Here is a 10,814-nt window from a genome sequence, read left to right as displayed (position 1 = left end):
CGGGACGTTGCGAGCGCGTTGCGCGTCGGCCGGGAGCTTCCGCACCATCCGGTTCCGTGATTCGGCGTGGACCGACGTGCCGAGGTTGCGCCCTTCGGCGAGGATGGGCACATGTCTTCATTCGGTAAGTGGTGGGGCCGCCTGAGCGCGGTCTTCGGTGCGGTCGTACTGGCGGTCTTCGTGCCGGTCGCAGCCTGGGCGTCCACGGGCACCGGCGAGATCGTGGTGGAGGCCGCCCGGCGGCGGGGCCGTAGCGGCTTCGGGGTGCTCCCGCTGCTCTGCTGCCTGGTCGTGGTCGCGATCGTCGTGTTCCTGGTGTTGCGTCTGATGCGCAACCGCCGGGGTGGTCCGCCGCGCTGACGAGGTCCGGAGACGCCGGAGGGTCACCAGCGGCCGGTTCCGGTCTGGCCGCCGGTGCTCACCGCCGCCAGGGCCGCGATGGCCTGGGACAGGAAACGCGCGGTGGCCTCGCGGGTGCCGTCACGCTTGACGCGGATCCGCTCGGCGGCGGCGACCAGCAGGGTGCGCACCTTGGCGTGCCCCTGGGGTGGCGGCGCCGGCGCCGGCCCGAGCAGGTCGGCGATGCTGGCACCGAACTCGGCGGCACGTCGCTGGGCCGGGTCGGTGATGCTGCCCTCGGCGTAACGGCGGACCTGGGCACTGGCGTTCAGCCCACGTTCGTGGCCGAGAACGGCGCCGACCTCACCATTGGTGGTCAGAAAGTTGATCACGTCGGCGACCGTGTTTGGGTGGCGGGTGCCCCGGAACCCCGCCCAGTACATCGACGCTCGTGCCCACTGAGCCCCCGGCGGGCCGGGGAAGCCGACGATGCCCAACTCGGACTCGGTGAGTCGCTGAAGCTCCGGTAGCTGGTGCGACCAGGCGAAGGACGCCGCCGTCGCGCCGCTCACCACCAGTTGCCGGGCCGGCTCGCCGCTGTCGGCCTGCTCGACCAGGGCCGCGCTCGGCGTGGCCCGGTCCCGCCGGGCCCGCTGCCACAACTCGAACCACGCGATCAGCTCGTCCGCGCCGAAGCCGAGCTGGTTGCCCCGGTAGAACTCGCCGCCCTGCGACCGCAACCAGAGCCAGAGTGCCCGGTAGTCGCCCGAACCGTCCATCGTGCCGGCCACCCGGCGGTCGCTGGCCTCGGTGACCTGCGTGGCCCAGGAGATGTAGTCGGGCCAGGTCATCCCGGCGCGGGGCTCCGGCATCTCCAGCTCCCGCAGCAGGTCCCGGTTGAACACCACCACGGCGTGGGTCTGCCCCGCGGCCACCGCCATCGTCCGCTCCTCCACCGTGCCGTAGCGGATCAGACCCTCCGGCAGGCCCCGAAGATCCAGGTGGTGGTCGGTGAGGTCGAGAATGACCTGACGTTGGGTGTACTCGGTCAGCATGGCGTCGTCGATCTGGATCAGGTCCGGTACGTTCCCGCCACCCGCCTGGGTGGCCAGCCGGTCGTAGTAGCCGTCGGCGCCCTGCCAGGTGACCCGAAAGGTGACCCGGGGGTTGCGATCCGAGTAGAGCCGCAGCGCCTTCTCGGTGAGCTCGGCCCGCTTGGTGCCACCCCACCAGAAGACCGACAGCTCGACGGGCCCGTCCTGGGTCGAGGTGGCGGCGTCGTCACTGCACCCCGCCAGCCCGCCGGACGCGAGCAGAGGAGCGCCGAGCAGCGCGCTGAGCAGTCGGCGCCGGCCCGGGTCGGCCCCGAGGCGGTCGAGCGAGGGTCGAACAACGGGCACGGGGCTCTCCTGGACCTACGGGGGTGGCGGTCGGACCATTCACGCAGGCAGCACACGAAGGTGTCAACGTCCGTCCGGTCACCCTCGGCCGGGTGGTCGAATCAGGCCCCGCGATCTCGCGTGGTGTACTAGGGCGCGTGGAACTTCTGCACTCGGGCAAGGTCCGGGACGTCTACGCCGACGGCGACGACCTGATCCTGGTGGCCTCGGATCGCATCTCGATCTACGACGTGGCGCTGCCGACGCCGATCCCGGACAAGGGCCGTCTGCTCACCGCGCTCTCGCTCTGGTGGTTCGAGCAGCTCGCCGACCTCGTGCCGAACCACGTCATCTCGGCCACCGACGTGCCCGCCGAGTTCGCCGGGCGGGCCATCCGCTGCCAGCGGCTGGACATGCTCCCGGTCGAATGCGTCGCCCGCGGATACCTGACCGGCGGCGGTCTGCGGGAGTACGAGAAGAGCGGCGCGGTCTCCGGCGTGGAGCTGCCGCGAGGGCTCGGCGAGGCGTCGATCCTGCCCGAGCCGATCTTCACGCCGTCGAGCAAGGCCCCGGCCGGCGAGCACGACGAGCCCATCACGTACGACGACGTGGTGGACAAGGTGGGTCAGGCCACCGCCGAGCGGCTCCGGCAGATCACCATCGACGTCTACCGGCGCGGCGCCGAGCTGGCCGCCGACCGGGGCATCCTCGTCGCCGACACCAAGATCGAGCTGGGTTGGGCGCCGGACGGCACCCTGGTCCTCGCCGACGAACTGCTCACCTCCGACTCGTCGCGTTTCTGGCCCGCCGAGTCGTACCAGCCGGGCCGGGTGCAGTTCTCCTACGACAAGCAGTACGTGCGGGACTGGGCCACCGGCAGCGGCTGGAACAAGCAGGCCCCCGCCCCGGACATGCCGGCCGAGGTGGTCGAGGCGACCCGGGCCCGCTACATCGACGTCTACGAGAAGCTCACCGGCAACCGCTGGGAGTGACCGGCTCACTCCACCCAGTCGAGGGTGCGCTGCACCGCCTTGCGCCACTGGTGCAGCTCTTTCTCACGCAGGTCCGGAGCCATGGCTGGCTCCCACTGCGCGTCGGAGCGCCACTGCGCCCGCAGAGTGGCCAGGTCCGGCCAGAAGCCGACCGCCAGACCGGCCGCGTACGCGGCACCCAGGCAGGTGGTCTCGGTGATCCGGGAACGGACCACCGGCACGTCGAGCACATCGGCGAGGAACTGCATGAGCAGACCGTTCGCGGTCATCCCGCCGTCCACCCGGAGACGACGCAGCGCCACATCCGAGTCGGCGTTCATCGCGTCGACCACCTCGCGGGTCTGCCACGCCGACGCCTCCAGCGCCGCACGCGCCAGATGTCCCTTGGTGATGTAACCGGTCAGGCCCGCGATGACCCCTCGGGCGTCGCTGCGCCAGTGCGGGGCGAACAGCCCTGAGAACGCCGGCACCACGTAGCAACCGCCGTTGTCGTCCACGGTGCGGGCCAACTCCTCCACCTCGGCGGCCGTGGAGATCAGCCCGAGGTTGTCCCGCAGCCACTGCACCAGCGAGCCGGTGACCGCTATGGCGCCTTCGAGGGCGTACGCCGGTGGTTGGTCCTTGATCCGGTAGGCGACGGTGGTGAGCAGACCGTGCGTCGACGGGACCGGGGTGGCGCCGGTGTTGAGCAGCAGGAAGCTGCCGGTGCCGTAGGTGCACTTCGCCTCACCCGGCTGGAAACAGGTCTGCCCGAACAGGGCGGCCTGCTGGTCGCCGAGCGCACTGGCCACCGGCACCCCGGCGAGCACCCCGCTCGCCGTGCCGTACACCTCCGCGGAGCAGCGGATCTCCGGCAGCATCGCCGCCGGAACACCCATCGCGTCCAGCAGATCCGGCGCCCAGTCGAGGGTCGTGAGGTCCATCAGCATGGTCCGGCTGGCGTTGGTCACGTCGGTGACGTGCTCGCCGGTCAGCTTCCAGATCAGCCAGCTGTCCATGGTGCCGAAGAGCACCTCGCCGCGGTCGGCACGCTCACGCAGGCCCTCGACCTCGTCGAGCAGCCAGCGCAGCTTCGGCCCGGCGAAATAGGTGGCCAGCGGCAGGCCCGTGCGGGCCCGGAACCGCTCCTCGCCGTACGCCGACGCAAGCTCGCGCAGCAGCGGCCCCGTCCGGGTGTCCTGCCAGACGATGGCGTTGGCCACCGGGCGGCCGGTGGCCCGGTCCCAGACGACAGTGGTCTCCCGCTGGTTGGTGATGCCGACAGCGGCCAGCCCGGACGCGTCGGTGCCGGCGGCCCGCAGCGCCTCGGCGACCACCTGCTCGACGTTGTCCCAGATCTCTTCGGCGTCGTGCTCCACCCACCCCGGTCGGGGGAAGATCTGCCGGTGCTCGCGCTGGGCCACGGCGACGATGTCCCCGGCCCGGTCGAAGACGATGCACCGCGAGGAAGTGGTGCCCTGGTCGATGGCGGCGACGTACTGGGGGGTCACCGCAGCACCGTACCCGGACGGCAGCGCGGCGCGACAGGCGTCGCGGTGGGTTCCGGCCCGCTGCCGTCGGAGGCTGTCGGCTTCCCCTACGATGTGCGAACGTGCGCGACATCGCAGTTTTCAGTGGAACCGCCCATCCCGACCTGGCTGCCGAGATCTGCGCCCACCTGGGGGTGCCGCTGCACCCGGTGCGGGTCTCCCGGTTCGCGAACGACTGTCTGGAAGTCCAGTTGCAGGCCAACTGCCGGGAGCGGGACGTCTTCCTGATCCAGCCGTTGGTGCCGCCGGTGCAGGAGCACCTGGTCGAGCTACTACTGATGATCGACGCCGCCCGGGGGGCCTCCGCCGGTCGGATCACCGTGGTGCTGCCGCACTACGCGTACGCCCGGTCGGACAAGAAGGACGCCCCACGGATCTCGATCGGCGCGCGGCTCGTCGCCGACCTGCTCACCTCGGCCGGGGCGGACCGGGTGCTCGCGATGACCCTGCACTCGCCGCAGGTGCACGGCTTCTTCAGCGTTCCGGTGGATCACCTGCACGCGCTGCGGGAACTGGCCACCCATTTCCGGCGCTACGACCTCAGCAACACCGTGGTGGTCTCGCCCGACCTGGGCAACGCCAAGGAGGCCGCAGCCTTCGCCCGGCTGCTCGGCACTCCGGTCGCGGCCGGGGCGAAGCAGCGGTTCAGCGACGACCTGGTCAAGATCAGCGCGGTGATCGGTGACGTGACCGACCGGGATGTCATCGTGCTGGACGACGAGATCGCCAAGGGCAGCACGGTGGTCGAACTGATGGAGCATCTGCGCGGCCTGAAGGTCCGGTCGATCCGGCTCGCCTGCACGCACGGCCTCTTCTCCGGCGACGCGTTGCAGCGGCTCAGCGACCAGGACGGCGTCCTGGAGATCGTCTGCACCAACACCGTGCCCATCCCGGCCGCCAAGCGGGTCCCCAAGCTGCAGGTCCTGTCGGTGGCCCCCGCCCTGGCCGAGGCGACGCGCCGAATCCACAACGGAGAATCCGTCTCCGCCCTCTTCGCCTGACCCCAACCCGCCCTCCGTCCTGCGCGCCGTGCGCCCGGCCCCGCGTGCTTTTGCGCCCGGCCCCGCGTGCTTTTGCGCCCGGCCCCGCGTGCTTTTGCGCCCGGCCCCGCGTGCTTTTGCGCCCGGCCCGCGCGCTTTGCGCCCTGCCCCGCGCGCTTTGCGCCCTGCCCCGCGCAACCCCGCGCCCCGGCGCGCGCCGCGCCCGTGCCGCACCTGCCTCCGCCGATCTTGCAGTTTCGGATGTCGAAAAGCGTGGATTGCCAGCGATGTCGGGACAGTAAGTGCAAGATCGCGGGCCAGGTGCGGTGGATCATGGAGTTGTGGTGCCGGTCTGGCATTATTCGAGGACTTTGTCCCCCACCACAACTCCATGATCGTTGGGCCGCGGGCCGGGTCGGGGCGGGGCGGGCCGACGCGAGGCGACGCGAGGCGACGCGAGGCGGGGCGAGGCCGGGCCGAGGCACGCAGGGCGGGGCGGGCCGAAGCGGGGCGGGCCGAAGCGGGGCGGGCCGAGGCGAGGCGGGGCGACGCGAGGCGGGGCGAGGTGGACCGAGGCAGGGCGGGGCGAGCCGAGGCGGGCCGTGCGGGGGCGAGGCGGGCCGTGCGGGGGCGAGGCGGGCCGTGCGGGGGCGAGGCGGGCCGTGCGGGGGCGAGGCGGGCCGGGGCGGTCAAGCCGGGGCCGGTCAGGCCGGGGTGGGTTAGTGCGGGGTGTGGTTGTGGCTGGTCAGGCCGGCGGTTATGCGGACGGTGGTGCCGGCGGTGCCGGTGGCCACCTCCATCGCGTCGGTCAGCTCGCGGGCCAGCCACAGGCCCCAGCCGCCGGCGGTGTCCGGGGCGGGCCGACTGCGGTCGCCCAGTCGTTGCGGGCTGATCCCGTGCCCGTGATCGGCGACCTCGCAGACCAGCGCACCCGACTCGTGCCAGAGTCGCAGCCAGCCGCGCCCGCCGCCGTGCCGCACCGCATTGGTGATCAATTCGTTGATCGCGAGCACGAAGTCGTCCAGCCGTTGGCCGCTGAGGCCGGAGGCATGCGCGCAGGAGGTGACCGAGTGTCGAATCTCGGTCACCTGGGCCTGGTCAAAGGCTTCGGCGATCAGGAGGGCAGGTTCGATGGGCACAACCGTACGCGGTGCGTGCGGATCTGCGTTTGTCATGGGCCCGTCCCGGCGGCACATCTCGGAGTAATTCGCGGCTTTTCCACCGTACGTCAGGGTTTACTGAACCGCACTCGCTGGTCGCCGTGTGCCGCCCCGGTTGTGGCATCCTGACCGCCATGCCATCGCCGCCGGGTGGGTTCGAGGTGCCGCTGTGGCGTGCGCTCACCGTGTTCAGACTGGCCTCCCTGGCGTACGTCTGCGTGCTCGCGGTGCGCGACGCCGACCGGTACGCCCACCCGTACGCCGTCGGTGCCCTGATCATTCTGATGATCGCCTGGACGGGCGCGACGGCGGTCGGGTACGCCCGGCCGGCCTGGCGGCGCTGGCCGCTGCTGCTGGCCGACCTCGGGGTGGTGATGGCCATCGTGCTGGCCACCCCGTGGGTGGTCGGTCGGACGGCGCTCGCCCACGGCGTACCCACCCTGGGGGTGGCCTGGATGGCCGGCCCGGTGCTGGCCTGGGCCGTCTCCGGTGGCCGGCGGCGGGGCACTGTCGCCGCGCTGCTGGTCGCCGGCGCGGACCTGGCCACCCGGGAGCGGATCGGTCAGTCCTCGTTCACCGGGGTGATCCTGATGCTGCTCGCCGGGGTGGTGGTCGGGCACGTGGCCCGGCTCGGGGTGAGCGCCGAGGAGCGGTTGCAGCGCGCGGTGGAGCTGGAGGCTGCCACCCGGGAGCGGGAGCGGCTGGCCCGGGACATTCACGACTCGGTACTCCAGGTGCTGGCGCTGGTGCAGCGGCGCGGCGCCGACCTGCCCGGGGAGGCCGGCGAGCTGGCCCGGCTGGCCGGTGAACAGGAGGTTGCTCTGCGGGCGCTGATCGCCGGGGCCGGACCGGCCGCCGCGAGCCTCCCGGACGGCGGCGAGGCGGTGGACCTGCGGACCCTGCTCGGTCGGTACACCTCGGCGGCGGTGGCGCTGTCCGCCCCGGCCACCCCGGTGCCGCTGCCCCGACGGGTGGCCGCGGAGTTGGCCGCCGCGACCGGCGCGGCCCTGGACAACGTGGGGCGGCACGCCGGCGGGCGGGCCTGGGTGCTGATCGAGGACGAGGGGGCGACGGTGACCGTGTCGATCCGCGACGAGGGGCCGGGCATTCCGGATGGCCGGCTGGACGAGGCGGCAGCCCAGGGTCGGCTCGGCGTGACCCAGTCGATCCGGGGACGGGTGGTCGACGTGGGCGGCACCGTGCGGATCGTGTCCGCCCCCGAGGCGGGCACCGAGATCGAGCTGAGCGTGCCGAGGTGACGGCGGCGAACCCGGTCCGGGTGATGGTGGTGGACGACCATCCGATGTGGCGGGAGGGTGTGGCCCGCGACCTGACCGAGGCCGGTTTTCTGGTGGTGGCGACCAGCGGGGAGGGGCGACAGGCCATCCGCGTGGCCGCCGCGGCCCGGCCCGACGTCGTCGTCCTCGACCTGCAACTGCCCGACATCTCCGGCGTCGAGGTGATCCTGGGGTTGCGCGCGGCGCTGCCGGCCGTACGGGTGCTGATGCTCAGCGCCAGCGGCGAACAGCAGAGCGTGCTGGACGCGGTGAAGGCCGGGGCCACCGGTTACCTGGTGAAATCGACAGCGCCCGCCGAGTTCCTGGAGGCGGTGCACCGCACCGCGGCCGGCGACGCGGTTTTCACTCCCGGCCTGGCCGGGCTGGTGCTCGGCGAGTACCGCCGGCTGGCCGCCGGGCCGGGGCGGGGGACCGACCCGGCCGGCGCTGCCGAACCCGCTACGCCCCAGCTCACCGAACGGGAGACGGAGGTGCTGCGGCTGGTGGCGAAGGGGATGTCGTACAAGCAGATCGCCCAGCGGCTCGGTGTCTCGCACCGCACGGTGCAGAACCACGTGCAGAACACCCTGGGCAAGCTGCAACTGCACAACCGGGTCGAGCTGACCCGGTACGCCATCGAACGCGGTCTGGACGACTGAGCGGACATCAGACCGAGCGCGGCGGCTCCGTCTCGTGGATGGCCAGCTCCTCGGCGGTGGCTCCGCCCCCGGCCGATCCGGCGTCGTACGCCACCGAGTCGGTCTCCTGGTCGGTGTGCGCCCCCTCGTCGGGTTCCACCAGCCGGCCCACCGTGGCGTCGGCAACGGTGCCGAGCTGACCGTGGTCGTAGAGGGAGACCGGCGAGTTCGGGTCCGAGGTCGGCCCGGGATCCATCACGTCGGCGTCCAGCTGAGCCTCCGCCGCGGCTTCCAGGTTGTCCGCCTCGAACGCGATCTTCGGGTCGATGGTGCCGGCCAGCGGGTCGTCCGCCGGGCGCTCGTAGACCTCGCGGTCGAGCTTGTAGTCCAACGACTCACCGTCGAGCTGCTCCTCGGCGGTCGTGCCGAACCGGTCCACCGCCACCGGCGTCCGGTCGCCGGGCAGTTGGGCCGGGTCCGGGCCGTCCGCCTCGCGCCCGGTGAGGACGTCGTCGTTGGCGGTCGAGTCGTCATCGGCGGTGTCGGGCAGCCCTTGCGCCTCGGTGTCGGACACGGGGGTCGGGTACTCGTTGTCGCGCATGTCTGATCACTACCCGCTGCCCTGCCGCCGTAACCGGGCGGCAGTCGACGGTACGGCGCCGAATCGGGCGTCGACGGCGAAAGCCCCGTCAGCCGGCCTCGTCGTCGGGGTGCAGCACACACCAGACGACCTTGCCGTCCGGTACGGCAGTGCTGCCCCAGCGGCGGGTCACCGTGTCGATCAGCAGCAGGCCCCGGCCGCCGGCCCGGTCTGGTGGGGACATCCCGGCGAACGTGGGCTGATGCGGGGAGTGGTCGCGAACCGCCAGGTGCAGGGTGGTCTCCCGGGGTGCCAGCCGAACCGTCATCGGGGTCCGGGCGTGCGCCACCACGTTGTTGACCATCTCGGTGATCGCGATGCACGCCGGGTCGGTGAGCGTCGGCATACCCCAGCGCTCGCAACCGGTGGTGACCAGCTCGCGAGCCTGCCTGGCGGCGCCCACCGCCGGAGCCAGCTCGGCGGTGAGCACCGCCGCCAGTGGTGCCCCCGCCACAGCGGCCAGCGCCCCGTCGAGCGTCGGCCAGGCCGGCACCGCGGCGAGCGCGGCGTCCGGCTGGGCGGGCCCGTCGATCGCCGGGTCACACAGCAGCAGGTCCGCGGCGGGCCAGTCGGCGACCTCCCGGCGGACCTCGGCGAAGACGCCCCGCCCGGCCGGGTCGACGACCCGCAGACCGGTGACGTCGGCCACCACCGGGCCGGGCCGGTCCGCCAGGCGGGCGAGCAGCGCGCCGCGTACCGCCTCGGCGCTGGCGGCCTCGAGCACACCGGTCAGCCGGACCACCGCTGACGACTCGTCGATTTCCACCAGACAGCTCGACATGATCGCCTGATTGTGCGCGCCGGTGACGGCCAGCGCATTCGGGCGCTCGACATCCGCCATCAGCGGTCCGACCGGGATCGGCGGTTGATGGCCGCCAGGGTGCCGACAGCGGTGCCGGCGGCGGCCAGACCGAACGCGGCGGTCATCCGCACCAACTGCCGCCGTCGACCGTGCCAGCCACCGTCCTGGCGTGCCTGAGCATCGGCGTGGAACACGTTCCCGCTGCTGTCCACCCGGGCGCCCGGACCGAACTGGGTGCGGTGGGCGTACCAGCCGAGGGTGCGCTCCACCAGCGCGGGGGCCAGCCGCCACTGCAGGCCGATCAGCCGGGCCGCGCCGCCGGCGTACGCCTCGCGGCGAGGCCGGCGCAGCAGCCGGACGATGGTCTCGGCCACCACCTCCGGCGGATAGATCGGAGGAGGTGGCACCAGCTCCCGGCCGCTGTGGTTGCCGGTGTGCCGGAAGAACGGGGTGTCGATCGTGGCCGGCAGCACGGTGCAGACGGAGATGTGACCGCGACCGGTGACCCGCAGCTCCTGTCGGACGGTGTCGGCCAGCCCACGGATGCCGTGCTTGGTGGCGTTGTACGCCGACTGGTACGGCATGGCCACCTCGGCCAGCACGGAGGCGTTGTTGACCAGCACACCGCCACCGGCGGCGCCCAGGTAGGGCAGGGCCGCCTTGATGCCGTGCACCGTCCCGAGCAGGTTGACCTCCAGCACCCGGCGGAACTCGGCGACCGGGATCTCGTCGAACAGCCCCACCGCGCTCACCGCGGCGTTGTTCACCCAGGCGTCGATCCGGCCGAACTCGGCCACCGCCTGCTCGGCGAGCCGCCGCACCGACTCCAACTCGGTGACGTCGGTCGGTACGACAAGCGCCCGTCCGCCCAACTCCCGGCAGCGCTGCGCGACCTGGAGCAGGGCCGGCTCGCTGCGGGCGGCCAGTACGACGGCGGCACCACGGCGGGCCAGCGCGTACGCGGTCGCCGTGCCGATCCCGCTGGACGCACCGGTGATCACCACTGTCGAATCGTCGAGGCTGCGGGTCAGCGGCATTCCTGAGCGGTACCCCCGGCCGGGCCTGGTCACACCGGCGA

11 protein-coding genes are annotated in these 10,814 nt (G+C 72.6%); 5 read left to right on the top strand and 6 right to left on the bottom strand.

Going from position 1 to position 10,814, the window contains the following annotated elements:
* Nucleotides 1-111: 111 nt before the first annotated feature.
* Nucleotides 112-360, top strand: coding sequence for a hypothetical protein (locus ACIBEF_RS02000; RefSeq protein WP_354943095.1), 249 nt, complete (start codon nt 112-114; stop codon nt 358-360).
* A gap of 23 nt (nt 361-383) precedes the next feature.
* On the opposite strand, the gene ACIBEF_RS01995 is transcribed toward ACIBEF_RS02000, so the two are convergent.
* Nucleotides 384-1,739 (bottom strand): ABC transporter substrate-binding protein, encoded by a 1,356-nt coding sequence (locus ACIBEF_RS01995; protein ID WP_396790321.1) that lies wholly within the window; start codon nt 1,737-1,739, stop codon nt 384-386.
* 137 nt (nt 1,740-1,876) lie between these two features.
* Here ACIBEF_RS01995 and ACIBEF_RS01990 point away from each other — a divergent pair, with 137 nt between their 5' ends.
* Entirely contained in the window at nt 1,877-2,710 is an 834-nt protein-coding gene (locus tag ACIBEF_RS01990; protein WP_396790319.1) for a phosphoribosylaminoimidazolesuccinocarboxamide synthase, read from the top strand.
* Between the two features lie 5 nt (nt 2,711-2,715).
* On the opposite strand, the gene glpK is transcribed toward ACIBEF_RS01990, so the two are convergent.
* Nucleotides 2,716-4,200, bottom strand: coding sequence for a glycerol kinase GlpK (glpK, locus tag ACIBEF_RS01985; protein ID WP_396790317.1), 1,485 nt, complete (start codon nt 4,198-4,200; stop codon nt 2,716-2,718).
* A 101-nt stretch (nt 4,201-4,301) separates the two neighbouring features.
* Between glpK and ACIBEF_RS01980 the strand changes: the two genes are divergently transcribed.
* Nucleotides 4,302-5,240, top strand: coding sequence for a ribose-phosphate pyrophosphokinase (locus tag ACIBEF_RS01980; RefSeq protein ID WP_091406120.1), 939 nt, complete (start codon nt 4,302-4,304; stop codon nt 5,238-5,240).
* Between the two features lie 698 nt (nt 5,241-5,938).
* On the opposite strand, the gene ACIBEF_RS01975 is transcribed toward ACIBEF_RS01980, so the two are convergent.
* Nucleotides 5,939-6,394, bottom strand: a complete 456-nt coding sequence (locus tag ACIBEF_RS01975; protein ID WP_396790315.1) for an ATP-binding protein — start codon at nt 6,392-6,394, stop codon at nt 5,939-5,941.
* Between the two features lie 119 nt (nt 6,395-6,513).
* Here ACIBEF_RS01975 and macS point away from each other — a divergent pair, with 119 nt between their 5' ends.
* Entirely contained in the window at nt 6,514-7,638 is a 1,125-nt protein-coding gene (gene macS / locus ACIBEF_RS01970; protein ID WP_396790314.1) for a MacS family sensor histidine kinase, read from the top strand.
* 23 nt (nt 7,639-7,661) lie between these two features.
* Nucleotides 7,662-8,315, top strand: a complete 654-nt coding sequence (locus ACIBEF_RS01965; protein ID WP_396790444.1) for a response regulator — start codon at nt 7,662-7,664, stop codon at nt 8,313-8,315.
* A gap of 7 nt (nt 8,316-8,322) precedes the next feature.
* Here the strand turns inward: ACIBEF_RS01965 and ACIBEF_RS01960 are convergent, their stop codons facing one another.
* The 3 genes from ACIBEF_RS01960 to ACIBEF_RS01950 form a co-directional block, all read right to left on the bottom strand.
* Nucleotides 8,323-8,895, bottom strand: a complete 573-nt coding sequence (locus ACIBEF_RS01960) for a DUF5709 domain-containing protein (protein WP_099848385.1) — start codon at nt 8,893-8,895, stop codon at nt 8,323-8,325.
* Nucleotides 8,896-8,983: 88 nt separating this feature from the next.
* Nucleotides 8,984-9,775: an ATP-binding protein gene (locus ACIBEF_RS01955; RefSeq protein ID WP_396790311.1), complete on the bottom strand. Its 792-nt coding sequence runs from the start codon at nt 9,773-9,775 to the stop codon at nt 8,984-8,986.
* Nucleotides 9,775-10,773 carry an SDR family oxidoreductase gene (locus ACIBEF_RS01950; protein WP_396790310.1) on the bottom strand — a complete coding sequence of 333 codons (999 nt, stop codon included), beginning with the start codon at nt 10,771-10,773 and terminating at the stop codon, nt 9,775-9,777. Before ACIBEF_RS01950 ends, ACIBEF_RS01955 begins: the two co-directional genes overlap by 1 nt.
* Nucleotides 10,774-10,814 lie beyond the last annotated feature (41 nt).

Origin of the sequence: Micromonospora sp. NPDC050795 (genome assembly GCF_044456785.1) — a bacterium.
Classification (GTDB): Bacteria; Actinomycetota; Actinomycetes; order Mycobacteriales; family Micromonosporaceae; genus Micromonospora.
This window is presented reverse-complemented; position numbering and strand designations above follow the sequence as displayed.

What these genes read in the sequence shown, in the direction of transcription:
- ACIBEF_RS01950 (WP_396790310.1), bottom strand. Translation starts at nt 10,773, where the DNA reads ATGCCGCTGACCCGCAGCCTCGACGATTCGACAGTGGTGATCACCGGT.
- ACIBEF_RS01975 (WP_396790315.1), bottom strand. Translation starts at nt 6,394, where the DNA reads ATGACAAACGCAGATCCGCACGCACCGCGTACGGTTGTGCCCATCGAA.
- macS (WP_396790314.1), top strand. Translation starts at nt 6,514, where the DNA reads ATGCCATCGCCGCCGGGTGGGTTCGAGGTGCCGCTGTGGCGTGCGCTC.
- ACIBEF_RS01955 (WP_396790311.1), bottom strand. Translation starts at nt 9,775, where the DNA reads ATGGCGGATGTCGAGCGCCCGAATGCGCTGGCCGTCACCGGCGCGCAC.
- ACIBEF_RS01965 (WP_396790444.1), top strand. Translation starts at nt 7,662, where the DNA reads ATGGTGGTGGACGACCATCCGATGTGGCGGGAGGGTGTGGCCCGCGAC.
- ACIBEF_RS01960 (WP_099848385.1), bottom strand. Translation starts at nt 8,895, where the DNA reads ATGCGCGACAACGAGTACCCGACCCCCGTGTCCGACACCGAGGCGCAA.
- ACIBEF_RS02000 (WP_354943095.1), top strand. Translation starts at nt 112, where the DNA reads ATGTCTTCATTCGGTAAGTGGTGGGGCCGCCTGAGCGCGGTCTTCGGT.